This window comes from Nocardia sp. NPDC004340 (assembly GCF_053602575.1).
Window position 1 is genome coordinate 249,902 of record NZ_JBSGDW010000002.1, and the last position, 20,389, is coordinate 270,290.

Genomic DNA, 20,389 nt, shown 5'->3' on the forward strand with positions numbered 1-20,389 from the left:
GTCGGATTGGTCACCGACCGGAGGTCACGGCTGGCGATCTCGCCTGACGGCGCGCGGATAAGCGTAGCCGTAGTAATGAATATCTCGCGCACCCAAGAAACGTGGGCACCGGGACCCGCCTATTGCGAATTTCACACCGCGACTTTCACTTCAGCGTCTGTCCGGCTACGACTCTCGAGGCGACCGGCCCAGATGATCCAGGCGAACAGCGCCAGCACACCGATCACATCCACCGCGCCGAGCCAGGACAGGATGCCCGGCCGCGAGATGGTCCAGATCGAATCCTGGAAGAACCCGAGCACCCACGGCACGCCGATCAAGGTCACCGCGAGCCAGTACCCCGCGAGCGCCCGCGCCCCGGGGGCGTCGCGCAGCGGACCGTAGATCAGCCACAGGATCACCGGCACCAGCCAGATCCAGTGGTGCGACCACGAGATCGGCGACACCATCAGCCCGAACAGCTGCACGATGATCAGCGTGCCCAGTCGATCGTCGGAACGCAGTGCGCGCCAAGCCAAGAACGCCAGGACCGCGGTCACCAGCGCCGCGGCGATCCACACCGGACCCGACACCACGTCGTGGCCGAGCAGACGGCTGAGCGCACCGCGCAGCGACTGATTGGTCGACGAGCCCACCGGGCCGATCCGCTTGGCGTCGCCGAGCAGCTCCCGGAAGTACTTGTTGGTCTCCCCCGGCGTCAGCAGATAGGTCAGGCCGATGGTGCCGAAGAAGACCACCGCCGACCACAACGCGGTGAACCAGCGCTTGCGGGCCGCGAAGTACAGCCCCGTGACCGCGGGGGTCAGCTTGATGCCCGCCGCCACACCGACCAGCGTGCCCGACACCCACCACCGCGAGCTGCGCACCGCGAGCATGGCCAGCAGCACCAGGAACACATTGACCTGGCCGTAGTCGAAGGTCGTGCGCACCGGCTCGAGCCACATCCCGACCGCCGTCCACGCGACAGCGGCTGTGCGCCAACGCTGTTCGCGCATGGCCTCGGAGCCCAGGATCATCTCCAGCGCGAACCACACCACGCCGAACAGCGCCGCCACCGTGGCCAGCAGCCACCCGATGGCGACCACGCCGAAAGGGAGGAAATGCAGGGGGTAGAACACCAGCGCCGCGAACGGCGGATAGGTGAAAGGCAGCGGAAAGTCGGGCGTCTTACTGGCATCGGTGTACTCGTACAGATGGCCACTGCCCAGATTCGCCGAGCCGTCGACGTAGACATGAAGGTCCACGAAGTTCATGCCATTGGGCAACAGGAGCACCCACAGCAGGCGGGCCAGCACCGAAATACCCAGTGCCGCGGCGGCCATGTGGAAGTGTCGTTTCACGCGGCACGTCTTTCAGCTCAGGCGGTCTACGGCCGCGGTCAGCCTAGTCGTATCCCGAATTGCGCCGCGCATCGGACACTCTGCGTAACATTTGCATCACTGGCCCCATCAGTAACACGCATTCTGGTCGCTCGTTCGATAGCGTCAGCTGATCAAGTTCGCCAAGATCACACGCTGGCTGTACAACACGGCAGCCCGGTCCCTAGAGTGGCGCGGAGCGATGGGGCTCCATCGCCGCTAGTTGTACCCGAGGTAAGGACGGCTACACCAGTGCTTCGCACCCGAGGAACGCGGTTCACAGTCTCCGCGCTGGCCCTGGCGGCCTGCGCCACCGTCGCCGTGCCGACTGCGGCAGAGGCGAAGCCCGCGCCCGCGCCCCTGAGCGCGGTGTCGATTCCGATGATCCCCGAAGGGGTTCCGGTCGACGCCCTGGCCTCGCTGATCCCCGCCATCGTGGGCGCGGCCGCCGGGCCCGCCGATATCGCCGATGCCGGCCCCAAGAACACCATCCTCGCCCAGGCCAAGCAGCTGCTGGAGAACAGCAACCTGCCGCCGCAGGTGAAGACCACGCTGCTCGCGGTCATCAAGTTCCTCGACGGCAGTGGCGGTGGCGGCCCGGACATTCCGGAGGACGGCCCGGTCATCTCGCAGTTCCTGTGGCCGACCATCGGCAAGGGCTGCATCTCCTCGTCCGCCGACTCGGTGGGCACCGCGCTGGCCGTCGCCGGTCCCGCGCAGCTGCCCCCGCCGGGACCCGCGCAGGGCCAGGCCGGTTTCGTGTTCACCGCGCTGGGCACCAAGCGGCCCACCGACCCGCAGCCCACCCCGATGACGGTGCAGTGGCTGAACCTGGACACCCGCGCCACCGGCACCATGAACCTGACCGACGACGCCAAGATCAACCCGGACGGCCCGGCCACTCTGTCGGCCATCGCCAACACCGGCGCCGGTCGCGTGGTCGCCATCGTCTCGGGTTCGCTGACCACCCAGTCCGACCCGGAGGCGCAGCCGATCACCTGCTCCTTCCTGCCGACCATCGGCTTCTTCACGGTCTAGTCTCGGCGCACGCCGAGAATTCGCCCCCGTCCCTCCCGAGCGAAAGCCCGGGAGCGGCGGGGGCGAAATCGTTTGCAGGAGCGGATTCCTGTGGTAGACCGCTAAGTATGGCCGCTGTTTCCAACCCGCTACGGGGACTGCATTCGCGCCGATCGATCCTCTCGATTCGTTCGGAGGGATCGATCCTGTCGATCGGCTCGGCCTATTCGATCCTGTCCATCGGCAGCGTGGGCTCGGTGCTGTCGATCGGGTCGGTGGGCTCGTTCGGCTCTCTCATCTCCTCGGCTTCCTTCGGCAGCCTGGGATCCGCCTTCTCCGGCCTGTCCCGCTTCTCACTGTTCTCCTGGAACGGCAATGGGCAGACCTTCGCCAACGGCGCCGACGAGGAACACAACGATCCCCACCTGATGCTCCGGGTAGTCGCGGAGGAGCCCGATCTGGCGCAGGACCCCACCTGCCACTGCCAGACCTGATCTCGGGCCTGTTCACGTTCGTGTCCCGCTACCGCAGGTAGCGGGACACGAGAGCGCCGCGAGTCGGCGATCACCACCACTGGCCGTACTGGGGAGCCAGTACGGAGTTCACGTCCACCGAGATGCCGCCCACCTCGCGCTTGTCGATCTCGAACTGGTGCAGGGTGGCGGCGGGGTGGACGTAGCCCTTCGGGGTGCCCCAATTGTGCTGCCAGAAGAACGAACCCAGCCCGACGTCGCGAATGTTGTCGATGGTCGGCGAGTTGGCGTACACGCCGGTCCGCCCGCGCCCGATGACGGTTTCCCATCCGCGCAGGTAGGGCTCGATCATCGACTCGAACTCCTCGTCACTGGGGTTGTCGTCGATGGAGGCGTAGATGGGCGCGCTGTCCGGGCCGCCCGCCGCCTTGTGCAGCACCAATCCCCGTGCGGCGTGCTTCAACCCGGCCGGGTAGCCGCCGCGCCAGTCGGCGGTCGGGCCCTTGCCGAACTGGTAGCAGGACACCACCGCCAGGCCCGCGGCGCGCAACGCGTCGACCTCGCGGGCGAGCAGCGGTTTGCCTTCCATCCATTCCGCGCCGGGCCGCCGGTCGGAGACATAGCGGATGACGCCCATATGGCCGTCGTCGCTGATGGATTCGGCTGTGGGGACGCCGCCCGCGTAGTCGAGCAGGGTGCCGAGGGATTCCTTGGCGGCGGCGGTGGCGGGTGGGAGGGCCATTCCAGCGGTGATCCCGGCGGCCAGGGCCGTTGCCCCGGAGAGGAAATTCCGTCGGTTGACAGGGGCAGAACTCATCACGGCTCCTTCGCGCACTGGTCGAACATTCCGATCGAGTGCTGGAGGAGTCTGGCTCTGGACCTATTCGGTCCACCTGCGGCGTACCCGGCGCACCTTCCCCGATGACAACAAGATCATCCGTGCGCCGGGAGCCCCTGAACGTGCCCTCATTTCACCATATTCACATTGGAATCGCCAGACTCATCGAGCACATCGGCACCATATGTCACATCAATGGAAAACCAGGCAACGACCGGCCGACAGCGAACAAATAGCTATGAATTTTCGTGGCTGCCGAGACCGTCAGACGCGGGTCTTGTTCAGCTGCGCGCCCACGTCGATGGTCCGGCGCGAGACATCCGCGACCTCGCTCCGCACGACCGTCGCCACCTGCGCGGCGATCTGCTTGCGCATGCCCGCGAGCTTGCCCAGGGCGGCGGCCCGCCAGCCCTCCGCGATCATCTCCAGATCGATGTCGCGGGCCCGGGGCGGGGCGGCGTCGATGACGATCAGCAACGGTTCGGCGGCGCGCGCGGTGAGGGCCACGGGCACGTTCACCTCGGCCCGGTAGCGATTGGTCTTCAGCACGTCCACGCTGATGTCCAGGCTGACCGGAATGGTGAGGTCGAAGCGCACCAGCGCGGGATCGTGGACTTCGGCGGCAGCGGCTTCGGCGCCCTGCGCGGCCGCGGCGGATTCGGCGGCGGCCCTGGGCAATTCGGCGATCCGCGGCGCGGGCGGGGCCGTCGGGGTGACCGGTGCGGCGGCGGCCACCTTGGGCAATCGCACGCTGCCCTGCACCCAGACCTCGGCCTTGTTGCCGGGGCCGGTGCGCAGCGGCCCGACCTCGATGGGTTTGCCGGCCATCGACTCCACCACCTGCCGGACCCGGTCCGCGGTGACGATCAGGTCGAAGAACCGGTGCCCGAACTCGTCGTAGCCGATCCATTCGTGGGTGGGGCGGCCCTTGTAGGGCGAGCGAGTGCCGTCCAGGATGGCCTGCACGTCGAAGGTGCGGCCGCGCTGGGAGTCCGGGTCGGCCAGGATCACATTGATCCGGTTGGCGACCTCGCGCTGCACCAGCTGCGCGATCGGGTTGAGCAGGACTTCCCAGGCGGTGCCGATGGCCTGCGCGCGCATGACGAAGCTCACGTCGCGGCCGGTGACCGGGGGGATGTCGATGACGATGAGCAGCGGGTCGGCGGTGCGCGCGTGCATGGTGAGGTCGATCTCCACGACCGCCTCCAGCCGCAGCCGCTGCCCGCCGAGGGTGACGTCGACCCGGAGAGTGACCGGGAGCATGACGTCGAAGTGCACGTGGGGGGCGCGCCGGATGATGGTGGGCTTGCCGATGCTGCCCTTGGCCACGAAGCGGGCCAGTCCGGCGGGCCCGATTCCGAAGGGCCCGATGGTGATGCCCTGACCGGCCACGCTGGAGACCGCGGATTCGATCCGGGATTCCGTCACCGCCGCCGCCACGAAACGTTCGCCGAATTCGGCGTAATCGATCCAGGTCGGTGCGTCGGGCAACGTCATCCAGCTCTTTCTTCGGGCGGGGACCCCTGTCCTGCCGATGAGGGGGCAGCAGGACAGGGATCAATCGGCGACGCTGCCGGGCGCCGCCGAAACCATCGTAGGCGGAAGATGCGCTCGGTTGTACACCCCGCCCCGCGTGTTTCCAGAATGTGGAATCAGCGTGTTCCCAATCGCCCGAAACCGACCAGCCCCGTTGTGCCGGATGGGCGGAATTCATGGATGGCGACGCCACCGGATTCTCCGGCTTCATTGCCACCCACCGTGGTGATCGTATCCGAATCCACCGCGATCACAATATTCGTGTGCTGATGGAACACACTGGAATCGGAGTACAGGACAACGTCTCCGACACGCGGTAGAAAACCTGCGTTCGCCTCCTCGAAACGGCGCTGACCCCGGTAGTACTCCTCCAACGTGTAAACGCCCGGTATGCGCCAGGATCCGGAATTCGGATTGTGCAACGGTTGCCCGGCGGCACGCATCACCCAGCTCACGAAGTCGGCGCACCACGGTTCGGCAATACCCTCCGAGTATTTATCGCGTCCGCTCTGTTCCTCGAATTGTTGCCGCAGCACATCCACGACGCGGTTCTGCGCGTCGGTCAGCCCGGTGGAATCGATGGCCGGAAAATCGTGCACCAGGCCGCCGGCCAGGTTGCGCGGACCGGTGAACGGATTCGTCCCGGGGTGTCCGTGCTGCCACCAGCGCACCCCGGCCACTCCCCCGGCCGCGAGGCCGCCGACCACCGCCAGCACCAGGACGGCCACCAGCGTCCGGCGGCCGCGCACCCACTTCGTCATGTCGCCCTCCCCCTTCGGCCGGTGATCGGCCTCGAAGGTTAGGACGTCTCACACCGGTTGGAAGTTCCCTCGCCCACCCGTGCGGCCGATTCGGCGGCCGGTTCGAGGCGGCCGTGGCCGACCGCGCCGAGCCGCCCGGCCCGCATCAGGCCCAGGCCCGCGGGCGCGAGTTCGCCCAACTGGGTGCGCAGCCGGGTCTGGAGTTCCGTCCCGGCGGACCGGTGCCCGGCGGCGCGCGTGTGGTCGCCGAGGTAGGCGGCGAGTTCGGCGAGCACGAAGTCCATGGGCCCCATGGCCGAGGCTCCCGATTCCAGCCCGCAGACGGTGCCCGCGTACGGCAGCAGCTGCGTGTAGATGTCGCGCGCGTCGGCCGGTTCGTCGAGGGCGATGGCCAGGCGGGCCTTCACCGCGGTGAAGGTGGACCAGAACTGCGGGGCGAGGGGCGGCGCGGCGGCGAGGGTGCGGCGGGCCTCCTCGGGGCGGCCCGCGTTCACCAGCGCCAGCGCGTAGCCGTGCACGAACAGTTCGGGTTTGAGCGCGGTGCGTTCGCGCAGGTCGTTCAGGTACTCCGACATGTCGCCGCGCAGCCAGCCGATGGATACGGCGATGCCGACGTGCAGCGCGTTGGTGTCGCGGGTCGGTTCGGCGGCGCCCTCCAGCGAGTGCGCCACCAGGTCGTCGATGCCCGCGCTGCCCTCGGCGAGCAGGCGCAGCACCTCATCGGTGTTGCCGCGCAACAACTCCAGCACCATGCCGAAGGGCGCGATGGCGTCGAGCAGGTGCCGCAGCTGCCCGTCGGTGGCGTAGGCCCCCGCCTGGGCGGCGTGTTCGGCGGCGGCCACCAGGTCGGCGTCGGCGAGGGTGGCGCGGAACAGCAGATAGTGGGCGAGCGCGCGGAATTCGGTGAGTTCGGCCTCGGCGGAGATGCGCAGCAGGTGGGTGGCGTAGCGCCGCAGGTCGTGGGCGCGCAGGAAGCCGCCCGCCGCGAAGGCCGCGAACGCCTGCGCGTTGAGCACCGTGCACAGCAGATCCGGGTCGTCGAGCGGTTCGGCCAGCGCCATCGCGGTGGCCGCCAGTACGCAGGCGGCGGCCGGATCCTCGACCGCGCGATCGAAAACAGCGGTGACCTGCAACATGATTCGCGTCCGCACCGGCTGCACCGGATCGGCCGACGCGGCCCGCAACGGCCCCCGCAGCCCCGGATCCGGTGTGTGCCAGTCGTGCACCGACCAGATCAGCGGCGTCGGCCAGCAGGTGACCGCGTGCGCGAGAACCGCTGTCCCCCCGACCGATTGGGCGAGATCCAGCGCCTGCGCCCGCGCCGCCCGCGCCGCGATGTGCTGCCCGTCGTAGGCCAGCGCCACCACCAGCTCGCACCGCGCCTCGAGCACCGCCAGCCGATCCCGCTGCGCCGCACCCTCCCCGGTGTGCCCCGCCAGATCGTGCAACGCCAGCACCGACCGCCACCGCCGTACGGCATCGGCCCGCATCCGCCGTTCCACACACCGCCGCGCCGCCGCCCGCACATAGGGCAATGCCACTGTCGCGGTCTCCCCATCGGCCCCGAGCGCCGCGTGATGCGCCAACTCATCGATATCCCGCCCGCGCGGAACCGCTGGCTCATCCGTGTCGGAATACGCTCCGGCAAAGGGGAACTCGGCCGCGAACCCGCCCACCGCCGATGAACTCAGAGCTGCCATTGCCGAATTGTTCGCCGCGCCGGGTGTTCCGCTGGTGCCGGGCGATCCATTCGCGGGGGCGGCGGTTCCGTGCGCGAAGGCCGCGCCGGCATCGCCGGCGGCGTGCCTGATTCCGGCCTGGAACAATCCCGCCATCCGCAGCGACGCGGCCGAGAGCGCCGACGGATCGGGTCTCGGTGCGCGTGGACCTGGGGCGTTGGGGGTGGCCGAGGCGACCTCGTCCGCACCACGCAGGGCCGACAACGTACGATCGATGCGAGATCCGTTGGCGTACCGCGGCATTCCGAGGAGGGCCGCGACCACTTCGTCGGCGCCGCGCAGTGCGGACAGCGCCCGGTCCGCCTCGAGGGGGAAGCCCGCGCCGTCGGTCGGGGGACGGGTCGACGACCTTCCGGCATCGGCGTCGTGTTCCGAGCTCAGCGGGTCGCGGGTCGCGGCGTCGGGGTCGTGGCGCAGGTACTCGAAAGCGGCCCAGTGCATTCGGGTGCGGCGGAGCGCGGGCAGGTCGTAGTAGACGGTTTCGCGGACGAGCGCGTGGTCGAAGGTGACGCGCCCGGCGCGGTCGGTGCGCAGCAGCCGCGCCGTTTCGCCGGCGGCGACGAGGTCGATGACGGCATCGTGGGACTGCCGGGTGGAGCCCGCGAGGGTGGCGATATCGCTGTCGCCCCATACCGACAGGTGCCGCAGCAGGTCCACCACGTCCGGCGGCAGCTGGGCGATCCGGCGCCCGAGCAGGTCGCGCACGCTGTCCGGCAGCGCGTCGGTAAGCCCCTGGGTGGCAACGAGTTTGGCGAGTTCGCGGACGAACAGCGGGTTGCCGCCGGTGCGGCGGCGCAGCAGTTCGACGGTGCGGTCGTCGAGGGCGGTGAGTCCGGCGGCGGCCGCGGCCCGGCGGGTCCCGGCCATGTCGAGTCCGTCGAGTTCGATGCGGTCGGCGGTGAACAGGGCCAGGGCGGCGGCGGTGTCGCGGACGCCGGGTCCGGCCTCGGTGCCGCGCAGCGTGGCGACGATGAGTATCGGGCTGTCGCGCAACCAGTTCACCACCTGCCGCAATACCTGCAGGGTGGCGGTATCCGCGCCGTGCACGTCCTCGAGCACGATGGCGACGGGAGTCCCGGCGGATCGTTCCCGGCAGGACCGGACCACGCGGCGCGCGAGGGTGAAAGCGTCGGCGGCGGTGAAGGTTTCGGGGTCGGCGGCGTCGAGTCCGGTGAGCACCTCGGCCCAGGACCAGGCGGGCGGCGCGGAGTCGACCTCGGGGCAGCGGCCGAAGACGGTGGTCCAGCCGCGTTCGCTCAGGTGCGTCGTGATGGCGGTGGCGAGGGTGGTCTTCCCGGCCCCGGCCTCGCCGGACAGCCAGACCAGTCGCACGTGTCCTTCGGCGGCGGCTTCGGCGGCGACCAGCACGGCGTCGCGCTGGGTGGCATATCCACTGTCCGGCAGAGGTTCCGGGGCGGGCAGGGGTTCGGTTTCGGCGGGCCGGACCACCACGACGGGCGGTGTGGTCTCGGCGTCCACCGAGTGGGTGAGGATGGCGGTTTCCAGGTCGCGCAGCGCGGGTCCGGGGTCGACCCCGAATTCGAGGGTGAGGAATTCGCGGCTGCGGCGCACGGTGGCGAGCGCGTCCAGCGACTGTCCCAGTCGGTATTGGGCGAGGGCCAGCAGCCGGGCGGTCTCCTCCCGGCCGGGATGCTCCTCGAGGACGGGCCGCAGCGCCAGCACTACCTCGGCGGGCCGGTTCATCTCGAGCGCCGCCTGGGCGCGCAGTTCGGCCGCGGTCATCTTGAGCGCCTGCAGCCGCGCGGTCTCCTGGGTCGCCCAGGTCATGCCGGGGAACGATTCGAAGGCGCCGCCGTGCCAGCAGGCGAGCGCGGAGTCGAGCACCCGCACCTGTTCGAGGGGTTCGGGTCGTCCGGCGGGATCGCGCATGGCGGCCTCGTGGCCGTGCAGCAGTTGTTCGAAGAGCCAGGAGTCGACCTGGTTGGGTTCCAGGTTGAGCGCGTAGCCGTGGGATTCGGAGACGATGACGCGCGAGTGGGCGCGACGCGGCCGGTCGGGTTCGAAGACGCGGCGCAGGTTGTGGATGTACACCTGGAGCGCGGCAACGGCTTTGGCGGGCGGGTCGCCGTGCCAGAGGTCGTCGATAAGCCGTTCGGTGGGCACCACGCGGCCGCCGGCGGCGACCAGCCGGCCCAGTACCGCGCACTGCATGGGCGCGCCCGGAGGCACGCGCTGGCCATCGATGCTGATGTGCAGCGGGCCCAGCACCCCGATCCGTATCAGCGCCATAGCCGGTGTCCGACCCCCGTACCCACTTCGAATAAAACCAAACAGGATCCTCTCAATATGGCAGAAATTCTGCGACAGTACCCAGTCTTGTGATCCGGCTTAACTCGATACGAAGTCATTCCGAAGAGCTATCCCGCACACTGCCTAGGGTGTTCGACCCCTCCCCGCCGCCCGACGCCGATCTCGCGGTGCTACACAGCCTCCCGCATCCGGCCTGCCTGCACGACGGCGGCTACGACGTGGTCGCGGCCAACGACGCGTTCAAGAAATTGTTCCCCGGCACGGGCCCGGGCGCGAATCTGATGACCGCGATCCTGCTCGAACCCATGGCCCGCTATCGGCTGGGCGATTGGGAGGCCGAGGCGCAGGTGATGGTGTCGGCGTTCCGTGCCGCCGCCCCCGAGCTGCACCCGGATCGGGTGGAGGAGATCGTCAATCTGGCCCGCCGCTCCCCCGACTGGGATCGCCTGTGGGACAGCGGGGTCGTTCCGGCCGCGCCCTACGAGCGCACGGTGCTGATGAACGATCCGCTGACCCGTAAGGAGCGGCGGATGTACGTGCAGACCTTCGAGTTCCGGTCGCCGCAGCGGCCGTGGTGGCTGCTGACCGTCGTCCCGTTCGACTAGGCCTCCGCGGCCGGGATCTCGAACCAGCCGTCCTCGGGTTCGGCGTATCCGTGGTACATGAGCGGGATGCGCCGGTCGACGCCGAAATGCCGGTAGACGGCGAGCATGGCGGACCGGACGGCGTAGTTGTGGAAGTCGTCGATGCGGCGCGGGCCGAGCCAGTGCTCGGGGAGCAGTTCGAGCCGGGCCAGTTCGTCGGGATCGTCCGCGTCCAGCCCCATGGGCGGCTCCGGATCGGCGATGAAGTGATCGTGCAGCACCACGTGCATCCGGTGCGGATCGTGCTCTCCGGCGGTGAAGGCCAGGAATCGGGTTCGGATGCTGGGTACGCCGTGCGCGTGCAACCACTCGACGAGGTGGGGGTTGGGGCTCGGGATCGGGGCGGGTGACCAGCGGGGCCCGGCGGCGAGCGGCGTCTGCTCGACCAGGTGCAGGACTCCGGCTCCGGGAACGCGGGGTTCGGGGACGAGGAACAGGCTCAGGACCGGGGATCCGGACACGCTGTCGGAGAGGCAGACTTTCGTGCGCATGGGGTCGGGCATGCGCCGCTCCTTCGGGAGAAGGGTTGCTGGCATCGTCATCCGAGGTGGTGCCGGCTCGTCGAGTGACCAGACTCGGACAGATCTCTCCTCGACGCCCGACCGGTGCAACACCCGGAATTATAGTCGCCGGCCATGGCTCGGACCGACCGGTCTTCCGGCCGGTCCGAACGGGTTCGCGGGCGCTCCCCCGGCCTACGCGCCGACCAGACGACTGCGCGTCCCCGGCGCGGGCAGCGCCGCCAATTCGCCCTCGATGATGGCCCGGACATTGGGCCACTCGTCCTCCAGGATCGAATAGAACGCGGTGCTGCGCACCTCGCCGTCCAGCCCGCGCGAATGCGCTCGCCGGACCCCGTCGCTGGTGGCGCCGAGCCGTTCGATCGCCATGCGGGAGCGCAGGTTCCGGACGTCGGCGCGCATGGCGATGCGCCGCACCCGCCACACCTCGAAGGCGTGTTGGAGTAACAGCAGTTTGGACTCCAGGTTGATGCCCGAGCCGCGGGCCTCCCTGGACAGCCAGGTGTTCCCGATCTCGGCGGCGTCGGGCACCGCCAGCAGCGGATCGTCGCTGGGCGCACCATGGACCAGCGGCCACACCACCGGACCCTGCCAATAGTCGAAGCGGGTGAACCGGGTCGAGCCCAGCACCCGGCCGCCGGCCATGGCCACGATGGCGAAGGCCAGCGAGGTGCCCGCGGCATGCCCGGCCAGTGCCTGGGCGATGTATTCCAGCGCCTCGTCCACACCGTGTGGGACAGGAGTGAACGCATAATCGTCGCGATTCCCTGCCGCGGCCTCCGCGAGACCCGACGCATGCTGCGGCGCAAGGGGTTCCAGCCGTACCAGACGGCCGGTCAGAGTAACGGGTACGGGCACGTTCCCTCGATCTTTCGGAGACGGTCGGGGGTCGCGTCAGGCATTGGCCGCCCCGGCCACCCACTCCGGAATCGACGAACCAGCCCTGGCGCGCCAGTAGCAGCATCGGATAGTGGGATGAACGATAGCGGAACACCAGCGCACCGCGCCGCAGGCGGCATGTAAATTTCGAGCGCTTTTCCGCGCGTCGCGCCGCTATTTTCACAGGTGTCATTCAGCCGATTCCGAGCCGACCGTCCGCTACCATCCGGCGACCCCGCCGCGACCTCCGGAAACGTCGAATACCTATGCGCTGGAAGGTATTACTACGCCATCGTTCCGCGCCAGAACCCGCCGTGCACCGCCCGTGCCTCCGCGAGCTCGACCGGCCCCACCACGGCGACCCCCCGCTGCCCCGCCGCGAATACCGCCCGGCACGGCAGCGCCATCGTCGGGTTCTCCCGATTCGCCCCGGTCAGCCCCAGAAGCTGGTCTTCCCCGAGTGCATAAACCACCCGGCCGATATTCGCCCAATAGATCGCCCCGGCACACATGACACAGGGCTCACAACTGGTGTAAACCGTACAGCCACGCAGAAACTCGGCATCATAAGCCGCACTGGCCGCCCGCACCAGATTCGTCTCCGCGTGCCCGGTCGCGTCGCGTCCGGTCACCACCGTGTTCTCGGCCTCCAGCAACACCGCCCCATCGGGCCCGGTGAGCAACGCCCCGAATGGGTGATTGCCCCGTTCCCGCGCCCGCCCCGCAATGGCGATGGCCGTCGCGAGAAGACGGGTATCCAGATCGGTCGGGACGCTCTCCTGCGAACCGGGGCTCATTCCACCATCATCACCCACCGGATCGACACCGGTCGTCCGCCCTCGACTGACAGACGCGGGTTGTCGCCTATCCCGGAATGACTGTTTCTGTTCTCCTCCACACCGACCTACGCTCCATTCGCACGGACGTCCGGTACACACGTCCGCTCCGATGCGAATGAATTGGCGACTGTGGCAGGACCTTTCAGCGCCGCACAGCGGTCGCCGCCCGCTGGGACGCATCGGCGACTCTCTGGATCACATGGGACGGCAATGCCACTGTGCAGTGGAACCCGTCCACGGCGGGTGAGCGCACCATCACGGCGCACCTCCGGCATTCTGGGCTCACTGCTGGGCGGCACCGGCGCCAGCCACTAGACCTCGCCTACGCCTGTTTGCAGGCCTGACCGGGCGACTCATCGCCCGTTGGACCCTCCGAGCCTCGCGCACGCCGACCCTGACCTGGGCTGCTTAAAGCACAGTGCTGCAACATCCGCGCAAATCGGGCGAACTTTGGGCTAGCTTCCGAAGGTGCGTTCGCTGTGGGCACTCGGCACGAGGAGGCATCCATGAGATCCAAGCGCGCGGCATTGGGGCTGGCTACGGCCATCCTCGCAATAGCGTTCGGCTCCGGCATGGCCGCCGCCGATCCAGACGATCCAGGCACCGGGGGCACGGGCCCCGATTCGGAGCTCTGCCAGTACCCCGATGTGAACAATCCGTATTGCACGAACTTCCCAGATGATCACAACAACGAGGGCGATATGGGCAACGGCCACGACGAAGGGGGCATGGGCGACCACCGCTGAACCGGGCCGATAGCAGTCGAGCCCCCACCCGGATACCGGGCGGGGGCTCGTGCTCTCACGATGGCGTCGGCTCGGCTGCCAGCTCGTTGATGTCGGCGGTGGACAGGATTCGCGGCGGGGATCCGGTGCGAGCGGTCCGAATCATCGCCTGCCCCAACCGAAGTGCCGAGGTGATCTGACGCGGCGCGATGCGGCCGACCAGTGGGTAGAGCGGGACCAGGACTCGCTGCAGCACGGCATTGGCCTTGGTCTTGGGCTCGCCGCCCGACAACGGCTCGATGAGCGCGGGCCGGAACATGTACGCGCGCTCGGTGAGTGCCAGCAGGGCGTTCTCGGTTTCGCCCTTGACCCGCGCCCACATCTGGCGGGATCCCGTGCCGGTGCCCGCGCCGGAGACATAGCAGAAGGTCAGTTCCGGGTTGGCGGCCAGAACGGCGTGCGCGGCCGCCAGACTGAGGTCGAAAGTGACAGTGCGGTAGTCGGTTTCGCTCATGCCCAGCGACGAGGTGCCCAAGCAGAAGAAGCAGGCGTCGTAGCCGCGGAGCCGCTCCTGGATCGCGGTGAAGTCGGTGAAGTCCGTGTGGTGAACCTCGTGCAGCTTCGGGTGCGCACGCCCGGTCGGCGAGCGGCCGATCACCAGCACGTCGGTGACGGCGTCATCGCGCAGACAGGCCTCGAGCACGCCCCGGCCCACCATCCCGGTGGCGCCGAAAAGGATGATCCGCATGGTCAGCCGATCGGGTAGGTGACGCCGGTCAGTTGCTCGGAGGTCTGCCACAGCCGTCGGGCCAGGTCGGCGTCGTGGGATTGCTTGCTCGACGACACCAGCTTCGGGTAGCCGCGGATACCGGCGAATCCGTCGGGGCCGTAGTACTGGCCACCGGTCGCCGCGGGGTCGATGGCCGCGCGCAGGGTGGGCAATGCGCCCATGGCCGCGGACTGACTCACCAGGCGCATCATCGGCGTCCCGATCACCGCGGGCAGGTGTCGGCCCAGTTCGGTGTTCGAGCCGCCGGGGTGGGCGGCCAGGGCGACCGTCGATTCGCCGGTCGCGGCGAGGCGGCGCTGGAGTTCATAGGTGAACAGCAGGTTGGCCAGCTTGGATTGGCCGTAGGCGGCCACCCGGTTGTAGTGCTTGTCGAAGTTGAGGTCGTCGAAGTGGATGGCCGCGCGGATCCGGTGCCCGATGCTGCTGACGGTGACCACGCGCGATCCTGGCGTGGGCAGCAGGGTGTCCAGCAGCAGTCCGGTCAGCGCGAAGTGGCCGAGGTGGTTGGTGCCGAACTGCAGCTCGAAGCCGTCGGCGGTGGTCTGCTTGGGCGGGTACATCACTCCGGCGTTGTTGATCAGCAGGTCGATGCGCGGATGGGCGGCTTTCAGTTCCGCCGCCGCGGCGCGAACCGAGGTCAGTGATCCCAGGTCGAGACGCCGCAGTTCGAGGGTGGCCGCGGGGGTGGCGGCGGTGATCCGGTCGGCGGCGGCCTTGCCCTTGTCCAGGTCGCGCACGGCCAGTACGACGCGCGCGCCCTTGGCGGCCAGCGCGGCGGCGGTTTCGAAGCCGAGTCCGGAGTTCGCGCCGGTCACGATCACGGTGCGGCCGGTCTGGTCCGGGATATCGGCGGTGGTCCAGTTGGTCATGAGGGGCTCCTCGCTACAATCCAGGTAATCGGAGTGATCACTCCGCTTAGATCCGACTATACGGAGTCTTCACTCCGTTTGCAGTGAGTACGGCACAGGAGGCGATTCGCCGTGAGCGAAAAGGTCAGGCCATTGCGCGCCGACGCGGCCCGTAATCGGGCATTGGTCCTGGAAACCGCCTATCGGGCCTTCGCCACCGAGGGCCTGTCGGTAGCCGTCGACGCGATCGCCCACCGCGCCGGTGTGGGGATCGGGACGGTCTATCGCCACTTCCCGACCAAGAGGGCTCTCTTCGCGGCCGCCGTCGAACACCGGCTCGGTCAGATCGTGACCGCCGGCCGAGCCCTGCTCGACGACGGTGACCCCGGCCAGGCACTGTTCGGCTTCGTGCGTTCCATGGCCACGGATTGGGGTGCGGCCGACCGGGGTTTGACTCAGGTGATAGCCGGAGACGATGTCGATACCGCCCAGATCGACGCCGCCGAAACCCAATTCATGAGCCTGCTCGCCGAGCTGGTGACCGCCGCCCAGCAGGCCGGCACCGTGATACCGGAACTCACCCCGCGCGAAGCCAAAGCGGTCATCGTGGCCTGCCAGGCCGTCGGCACCCACACACCCGACGTCGCCGACCGGGTGATCAGCCTGGTGCTCAACGGAATCCGGCCCGCGGGATGATCCACCCGATCGGGGCGATCACTGCCGGAGCCCTGAATTACCGGCGCAGGTTGCGGTCGAAGAGGGCCAGCAGTTCGCGGTAGTGCCGTTCGGCCGATGCGGGGTCGTAGGCCGCGGTGTCGGCCTGGGTGTAGCCGTGCTGGGCGCCTTCGTAGACCTCGGTGCGGTGGCGGACGCCGGCGGCGGCGAGTGCCTTGTCGAATTGGGCGATGTGTTCCGGGGTCATGTGGTGGTCCTCGCCCGCGTGGGCGAAATACAGTTCCGCGGTGATGTTTCCGACCGTCAGGTGCGGGCTGTCCGGGGTGTCGGTGACGAGTGGTCCGCCATGGAATCCGGCGACGGCACCGATCCGATCGGGGAACATGGCGGCGGCCATGACCGCCAGCCGGGCACCCATGCAGTAGCCGGTGACGCCGACCTTCCCCGCCGCGACCCGGGGTGACGCTGCCAGCCAGTCGAGGTAGGCGCCGATATCGGAGCGCAGTACATCCGGGGTCAGCTCGCGGATCATCGGAAAGACCTGCTGGAAGATCTCCGGCCGCTGCGCGGGATCGATCAAGTCCGGCAGCTCGATCACCGGGGCCCGGCCGTGCCGGTAGTAGGCGTTCGGCACCAGCACCGTATAGCCGTGGGCGGCAATGCGATCGGCCATCTTCCGCAGGCTGGGTCGCAGCCCGAATCCGTCCTGGATCACCAGCACGCCCGGATGGGTGGCGCCATCGTCGGGGTAGGTGACATAGGCGTCGGCGACACCATCGGGGGTGTGCACGTCCACCGGCATTTCGTGTGTTGCGGTCATCGTCGAATCCTTTTGTCGTAGTTGATGTCCTGTGAATCAAAACGACGAGGCGGATCCCGCGCGGCGCTCAGGAGAGCACCGGGTAACCAATCCGTGTGCGGCGCAAGCCAGTCCCGGTAGTCATCACCGCACACTGTAACCGAACCAACGATCTTGGTCACTTGACCTCGAGTGGGGTTGGGGTTCGAAGATTGCTACATGACAACCACGGAGCTCGAGCAGACCGAAGACATCGCCGCCATCCACGCCGTCGTGGCCGCGGTGGCCAAGGCGCAGCGCGCCGAGGACGCCGACGCCTTCCTCGCCCTGTTCCACCCCGACGCCATCTGGACCACCGGCGGCGGCAAGTTCCTCAACGGCCTCACCGAGATCTCCGAGTTCACCCGCGCCGTCCTCCCCGGCGCCACCAAGGACGGCTACGCCACCTACGAGCCGTTCTTCATCCGCTTCATCCGCCCCGACGTGGCCGCGGTCAAGGTCCGCCAGCAGTACTTCAACCACGCCGACGAACTCCAGGCGGAGGGCTCGCCGCTGTACGGCATGACCAAGGAGGACGGCCGCTGGCTCCTCACCTTCTGCCAGAACACCCCGGTCGCCGACCACTGACACCCGGCGACACGATTGAGCCCTGCCCGGATCACCGGGCGGAGCTCAATCAGCCTGTGCGCGTGGCTGTTGTTCCGCGATGACCGCCCAGTCGTCCGCCCCACGACCCTCGGCGATGGCCTGATCGAAGACATCCCGCAGCAGTTGACCGATCGGGAGCGGAATGTCGTGGTCCGTCGCCGCCTGCAGCGCGAGGTGGAGATCCTTGCGGCCGAGAACCGTGGTGAATCCCGCTGGCTGGTAACGCCGTTCGGCGATCATCGACCCGTAGCCGGTGTACACGGGCCCGGGGAAGAGCGTCGACGTCAGCAGTTCGACGAACCGCCCGGAGTCGACACCGGCGCCTTCCGCGAGGCTGACGGCCTCGCCCAGCGACTGGATCGTGCAGGCGATCAGGTAGTTCCCGAGAATCTTCACGATATTGGCCTGCTCCGGACGGTCGCCGAGTCGCCAGGTCCGCGAGCCGATCACATCGAGGAACGGCTGCACGCGATCGATCAGCGCGCTCTCGCCGGCCGCGAGAATGTTGAGCGCTCCGGCTTCGGCGACCGGAACCCGGCCGAAAACCGGTGCCGCGACGTACCCGACACCGTGCTCGGCATGCGCCGCGCCCGCCTGGCGAGCCAGACCTGTACTGACTGTTGCGAGGTTGACGTGGACGGTCCCGCCCGGGGTTCCGGCGAGGACACCGGAGTCGATGAAGGTCTCGGCGACAGCCTGGTCGTCGGACAGGACCGAGAACACCACCGGCATCCGCATCGCCTCCGCGACGGAATCGGCCCGGCGGGCGCCCGCTGCCACGAGTTCATCCACAGGCCGATCGGATCGGTTCCACACCACGACGTCGTGGCCGGCTTTCACGAGGTTGTGCGCGATGGCGCTTCCCATAGCTCCCAGACCTATGACCGCGATGCCGCTCATGAGTACCCCTTCCGTGAACCGTCCAAGACGGTTCAACAATGCCATGGGGTTACCATCATGTCGAACCAGCCAAGACGGTTCGAGGTACTGCTGTGGATCTTTGGAGGCTGGAATGACCGACGACGTTCGGCAGGTGTTCCGAATGGACAACGAGGTCCTGGCATTCCGGTTCACGGCCACCGTCAGCGATCGCGTCGGCTCGATGCCGCACGAGCGACTGGACACCCCCGAACGACTCGAATCATGGCTGCGGGCAGCGGAGTTCGACGTCGCAGCGGTGTCGACGACCGATCTGCGGGACGCCCTCGAACTGCGCGAAGCGATCTATCGGATCGGATCGGCGATCGCCGCGGGTGAACCGCCGGATTCCGGAGATGTCCACACCCTCAACGCATTCGCCGCGGCCGGGCACGCGAAAGCCACGCTGGAACACGGCGAACACGCAACCTGGCGCTTGACGAAGACGGCCCCGGTCCGGGACGCTCTCGGGGTCCTGGCCACCAACGCCATCCACACCCTCGGGGGCCCCGACCGCGGCCGCGTCAAGAACTGCGAAGGCCCGGGCTGCGCCGGACTCTTCCTCGACACGAGCCGCGGATCCAACCGACGCTGGTGCTCCATGAACACCTGCGGCAACAAGGTCAAGAAGTCACGCCTCGCAGCGAACCGACCCGACAAAGCCGCGGTCAGGCACCAGAGCCGGTAGTGCTACAGACCATCGAAACAGCGCTGCACATCGTTCTGCACGAACTGGAGAAACTCGGCGAATCCGACGGTGGCGCTGGTTAATTCGATTGATGCGTTTGGCCGATCTCCGCCCGGGTAGGTCGAGAGCGGGTTGCGCTCGCCGCAGCCCATCCGCCGAAGCGAGAAAGGAGATGCTCATGAGCGCCACCGACAAGGCCAAGAACAAATCCGAAGAACTCCGCGGTAAGGCCAAGGAGAAGTTCGGTGCGGCCACGAACGACCCCGAGCGTGAGCAAGAAGGCAAGATCGACCAGGTGAAATCCGACCTGAAGTCGGCGGGAGAGAAGGTCAAGGACGCCTTCAAGCACTGACCTGGTACCGCGACCGTTCAGAGGGACGATCACTCGCAATGCCGTACGACAGCATGCTTGTCAGCGAAGCGATCATTCGGGTAAGCGGTGGTCAGAGGAGGTGCAAAGACATGGTTGCGCTACTGCTCGTGCTGCTGCTCGTCCTGGTTCTGTTCGGAGCGGGTTTCGCACTGAAAGCCTTGTGGTGGGTCGCGGTCGTGGTGCTGGTGCTGTGGATCCTCGGATTCTTCTTCGCCAGTTCGGACGCGGCCGGGACCCGAAAACGTTGGTACCGCTGGTGAATCAGCAGTATGGCCGGGGTTCGTGTGCCCGGCCGAAACAGTCAGAACGTGGCGCGATAATTCACCGGTGTTCGATACCGCCGACTTCTCGGTCAAGCCCACGCTGATCGGCTCGAAAGTGATCCTGCGGCCGTTCGTTTCCGACGATCTCGACGCGATCGTGGCAGCGCTGCGCGATCCCGACGTCCGCCGGCTCACCGGCACCGTCCACGACGAGACCGCCGAAACGACGCCGCAGGATCCGGCCGAACGACGGCGCCTCAGCGACTGGTACGCCACCCGCGCAACCCAGACCGACCGCCTGGACCTGGCCATCGTCGACCTCGCCACCGGCCACTGCGTCGGCGAAGCGGTCCTCAACAAGTGGGATCCGGGCAATGCCGCCTGCAACTTCCGCATCCTGATCGGCCCAGCCGGTCACGTCTCGCCGCGAGCCGACCCGACTAAGGCCGCGCTCGGCGAAGTCGACAACTATTACCGTGCTCCCCGCGCCACAGCCGAAGCACCACGGGTTGGGTGCACAGGAGTGGTTATCGCGGGTCTGGGGTTGTACCGGTCCCGTCGGCCAAACCACCGCCGTCGGCCGGGAAGCCGCCATCGTTGCCACCCCACGCGGGGCCATCGGGCCAGCCGCTGCCCCCGCTGACGCCACCCGCGTCATAACCCGCCCCGCCGTAACCACCGCTGGGATCGGCGGGCTGGTCGTTGTGGTGATGGCGGTGATGGTGGTGGTTCTGGTTGGACAGCATCGAATAGAGCATCCATTGCTCGATGCCCGATGATTCGGTG

At 68.1% G+C, this 20,389-nt stretch carries 22 protein-coding genes; 10 read left to right on the forward strand and 12 right to left on the reverse strand.

Annotated elements, in window-relative coordinates; all coding sequences use genetic code 11:
• Nucleotides 1-131: 131 nt before the first annotated feature.
• Nucleotides 132-1,340 (reverse strand): mannosyltransferase, encoded by a 1,209-nt coding sequence (locus tag ACWEOI_RS08625; protein WP_452359278.1) that lies wholly within the window; start codon nt 1,338-1,340, stop codon nt 132-134.
• Between the two features lie 270 nt (nt 1,341-1,610).
• Between ACWEOI_RS08625 and ACWEOI_RS08630 the strand changes: the two genes are divergently transcribed.
• The gene (locus ACWEOI_RS08630; protein ID WP_357091504.1) at nt 1,611-2,396 is read left to right on the forward strand and encodes an Rv1157c family protein; all 786 of its coding nucleotides are present in this window, start codon (nt 1,611-1,613) and stop codon (nt 2,394-2,396) included.
• Nucleotides 2,397-2,503: 107 nt separating this feature from the next.
• Nucleotides 2,504-2,869: a hypothetical protein gene (locus ACWEOI_RS08635; protein ID WP_433668066.1), complete on the forward strand. Its 366-nt coding sequence runs from the start codon at nt 2,504-2,506 to the stop codon at nt 2,867-2,869.
• 70 nt (nt 2,870-2,939) lie between these two features.
• On the opposite strand, the gene ACWEOI_RS08640 is transcribed toward ACWEOI_RS08635, so the two are convergent.
• From ACWEOI_RS08640 to ACWEOI_RS08655, 4 genes are all read right to left on the reverse strand, one after another.
• The gene (locus tag ACWEOI_RS08640) at nt 2,940-3,665 is read right to left on the reverse strand and encodes a DUF1906 domain-containing protein (protein ID WP_452359279.1); all 726 of its coding nucleotides are present in this window, start codon (nt 3,663-3,665) and stop codon (nt 2,940-2,942) included.
• A gap of 285 nt (nt 3,666-3,950) precedes the next feature.
• The gene (locus ACWEOI_RS08645) at nt 3,951-5,183 is read right to left on the reverse strand and encodes a hypothetical protein (RefSeq protein WP_452359280.1); all 1,233 of its coding nucleotides are present in this window, start codon (nt 5,181-5,183) and stop codon (nt 3,951-3,953) included.
• A 155-nt stretch (nt 5,184-5,338) separates the two neighbouring features.
• Nucleotides 5,339-5,983, reverse strand: a complete 645-nt coding sequence (locus ACWEOI_RS08650) for a CHAP domain-containing protein (RefSeq protein ID WP_452359281.1) — start codon at nt 5,981-5,983, stop codon at nt 5,339-5,341.
• A gap of 38 nt (nt 5,984-6,021) precedes the next feature.
• Nucleotides 6,022-9,972: a BTAD domain-containing putative transcriptional regulator gene (locus ACWEOI_RS08655; protein ID WP_452359282.1), complete on the reverse strand. Its 3,951-nt coding sequence runs from the start codon at nt 9,970-9,972 to the stop codon at nt 6,022-6,024.
• Between the two features lie 149 nt (nt 9,973-10,121).
• On the opposite strand from ACWEOI_RS08655, the gene ACWEOI_RS08660 reads away from it, so the two are divergent.
• Entirely contained in the window at nt 10,122-10,598 is a 477-nt protein-coding gene (locus ACWEOI_RS08660; protein ID WP_379273413.1) for an MmyB family transcriptional regulator, read from the forward strand.
• On the opposite strand, the gene ACWEOI_RS08665 is transcribed toward ACWEOI_RS08660, so the two are convergent.
• From ACWEOI_RS08665 to ACWEOI_RS08675, 3 genes are all read right to left on the reverse strand, one after another.
• Entirely contained in the window at nt 10,595-11,140 is a 546-nt protein-coding gene (locus ACWEOI_RS08665) for a hypothetical protein (protein ID WP_433668074.1), read from the reverse strand. The genes ACWEOI_RS08660 and ACWEOI_RS08665 overlap by 4 nt on opposite strands.
• 192 nt (nt 11,141-11,332) lie before the next feature.
• Nucleotides 11,333-12,016, reverse strand: coding sequence for a GNAT family N-acetyltransferase (locus ACWEOI_RS08670; protein ID WP_433668076.1), 684 nt, complete (start codon nt 12,014-12,016; stop codon nt 11,333-11,335).
• 305 nt (nt 12,017-12,321) lie between these two features.
• On the reverse strand, nt 12,322-12,834 hold the full coding sequence (locus ACWEOI_RS08675; RefSeq protein ID WP_452359283.1) for a nucleoside deaminase: 513 nt from the start codon (nt 12,832-12,834) through the stop codon (nt 12,322-12,324).
• 548 nt (nt 12,835-13,382) lie between these two features.
• Between ACWEOI_RS08675 and ACWEOI_RS08680 the strand changes: the two genes are divergently transcribed.
• The gene (locus tag ACWEOI_RS08680; protein ID WP_452359284.1) at nt 13,383-13,622 is read left to right on the forward strand and encodes a hypothetical protein; all 240 of its coding nucleotides are present in this window, start codon (nt 13,383-13,385) and stop codon (nt 13,620-13,622) included.
• A 55-nt stretch (nt 13,623-13,677) separates the two neighbouring features.
• Here the strand turns inward: ACWEOI_RS08680 and ACWEOI_RS08685 are convergent, their stop codons facing one another.
• Nucleotides 13,678-14,349, reverse strand: coding sequence for an NAD-dependent epimerase/dehydratase family protein (locus tag ACWEOI_RS08685; RefSeq protein ID WP_452359285.1), 672 nt, complete (start codon nt 14,347-14,349; stop codon nt 13,678-13,680).
• A 2-nt stretch (nt 14,350-14,351) separates the two neighbouring features.
• A complete protein-coding gene (locus ACWEOI_RS08690; protein ID WP_452359286.1) occupies nt 14,352-15,260 on the reverse strand; it encodes an SDR family NAD(P)-dependent oxidoreductase in 909 nt (302 codons plus the stop codon).
• 111 nt (nt 15,261-15,371) lie between these two features.
• Between ACWEOI_RS08690 and ACWEOI_RS08695 the strand changes: the two genes are divergently transcribed.
• Nucleotides 15,372-15,935 (forward strand): TetR/AcrR family transcriptional regulator, encoded by a 564-nt coding sequence (locus ACWEOI_RS08695; protein ID WP_452359287.1) that lies wholly within the window; start codon nt 15,372-15,374, stop codon nt 15,933-15,935.
• A 37-nt stretch (nt 15,936-15,972) separates the two neighbouring features.
• Here the strand turns inward: ACWEOI_RS08695 and ACWEOI_RS08700 are convergent, their stop codons facing one another.
• Nucleotides 15,973-16,734: a dienelactone hydrolase family protein gene (locus ACWEOI_RS08700; protein ID WP_452359288.1), complete on the reverse strand. Its 762-nt coding sequence runs from the start codon at nt 16,732-16,734 to the stop codon at nt 15,973-15,975.
• Nucleotides 16,735-16,932: 198 nt separating this feature from the next.
• On the opposite strand from ACWEOI_RS08700, the gene ACWEOI_RS08705 reads away from it, so the two are divergent.
• Nucleotides 16,933-17,340, forward strand: a complete 408-nt coding sequence (locus ACWEOI_RS08705) for an SgcJ/EcaC family oxidoreductase (RefSeq protein WP_433668094.1) — start codon at nt 16,933-16,935, stop codon at nt 17,338-17,340.
• Between the two features lie 45 nt (nt 17,341-17,385).
• Here ACWEOI_RS08705 and ACWEOI_RS08710 read toward each other — a convergent pair whose 3' ends face one another.
• A complete protein-coding gene (locus ACWEOI_RS08710; RefSeq protein WP_452359289.1) occupies nt 17,386-18,411 on the reverse strand; it encodes an NAD(P)-dependent oxidoreductase in 1,026 nt (341 codons plus the stop codon).
• Here ACWEOI_RS08710 and ACWEOI_RS08715 point away from each other — a divergent pair.
• The 4 genes from ACWEOI_RS08715 (at nt 18,404) to ACWEOI_RS08730 (ending at nt 20,246) form a co-directional block, all read left to right on the forward strand.
• The gene (locus tag ACWEOI_RS08715) at nt 18,404-18,967 is read left to right on the forward strand and encodes a CGNR zinc finger domain-containing protein (RefSeq protein ID WP_452359290.1); all 564 of its coding nucleotides are present in this window, start codon (nt 18,404-18,406) and stop codon (nt 18,965-18,967) included. The two genes, ACWEOI_RS08710 and ACWEOI_RS08715, sit on opposite strands and share 8 nt — an antisense overlap.
• 178 nt (nt 18,968-19,145) lie before the next feature.
• On the forward strand, nt 19,146-19,319 hold the full coding sequence (locus ACWEOI_RS08720) for a CsbD family protein (RefSeq protein WP_404204912.1): 174 nt from the start codon (nt 19,146-19,148) through the stop codon (nt 19,317-19,319).
• 110 nt (nt 19,320-19,429) lie between these two features.
• Nucleotides 19,430-19,600 carry a DUF5670 family protein gene (locus ACWEOI_RS08725; RefSeq protein WP_433668100.1) on the forward strand — a complete coding sequence of 57 codons (171 nt, stop codon included), beginning with the start codon at nt 19,430-19,432 and terminating at the stop codon, nt 19,598-19,600.
• Nucleotides 19,601-19,667: 67 nt separating this feature from the next.
• Nucleotides 19,668-20,246, forward strand: coding sequence for a GNAT family N-acetyltransferase (locus tag ACWEOI_RS08730; protein ID WP_452359291.1), 579 nt, complete (start codon nt 19,668-19,670; stop codon nt 20,244-20,246).
• Nucleotides 20,247-20,389 lie beyond the last annotated feature (143 nt).

Coding starts and splice junctions, on each gene's coding strand:
- ACWEOI_RS08655 (WP_452359282.1), bottom strand. CDS start 9,972: ATGGCGCTGATACGGATCGGGGTGCTGGGCCCGCTGCACATCAGCATC.
- ACWEOI_RS08685 (WP_452359285.1), bottom strand. CDS start 14,349: ATGCGGATCATCCTTTTCGGCGCCACCGGGATGGTGGGCCGGGGCGTG.
- ACWEOI_RS08700 (WP_452359288.1), bottom strand. CDS start 16,734: ATGACCGCAACACACGAAATGCCGGTGGACGTGCACACCCCCGATGGT.
- ACWEOI_RS08720 (WP_404204912.1), top strand. CDS start 19,146: ATGAGCGCCACCGACAAGGCCAAGAACAAATCCGAAGAACTCCGCGGT.
- ACWEOI_RS08640 (WP_452359279.1), bottom strand. CDS start 3,665: ATGAGTTCTGCCCCTGTCAACCGACGGAATTTCCTCTCCGGGGCAACG.
- ACWEOI_RS08705 (WP_433668094.1), top strand. CDS start 16,933: ATGACAACCACGGAGCTCGAGCAGACCGAAGACATCGCCGCCATCCAC.
- ACWEOI_RS08650 (WP_452359281.1), bottom strand. CDS start 5,983: ATGACGAAGTGGGTGCGCGGCCGCCGGACGCTGGTGGCCGTCCTGGTG.
- ACWEOI_RS08675 (WP_452359283.1), bottom strand. CDS start 12,834: ATGAGCCCCGGTTCGCAGGAGAGCGTCCCGACCGATCTGGATACCCGT.
- ACWEOI_RS08715 (WP_452359290.1), top strand. CDS start 18,404: ATGGACAACGAGGTCCTGGCATTCCGGTTCACGGCCACCGTCAGCGAT.
- ACWEOI_RS08645 (WP_452359280.1), bottom strand. CDS start 5,183: ATGACGTTGCCCGACGCACCGACCTGGATCGATTACGCCGAATTCGGC.
- ACWEOI_RS08665 (WP_433668074.1), bottom strand. CDS start 11,140: ATGCCCGACCCCATGCGCACGAAAGTCTGCCTCTCCGACAGCGTGTCC.
- ACWEOI_RS08725 (WP_433668100.1), top strand. CDS start 19,430: ATGGTTGCGCTACTGCTCGTGCTGCTGCTCGTCCTGGTTCTGTTCGGA.
- ACWEOI_RS08635 (WP_433668066.1), top strand. CDS start 2,504: ATGGCCGCTGTTTCCAACCCGCTACGGGGACTGCATTCGCGCCGATCG.
- ACWEOI_RS08680 (WP_452359284.1), top strand. CDS start 13,383: ATGAGATCCAAGCGCGCGGCATTGGGGCTGGCTACGGCCATCCTCGCA.
- ACWEOI_RS08690 (WP_452359286.1), bottom strand. CDS start 15,260: ATGACCAACTGGACCACCGCCGATATCCCGGACCAGACCGGCCGCACC.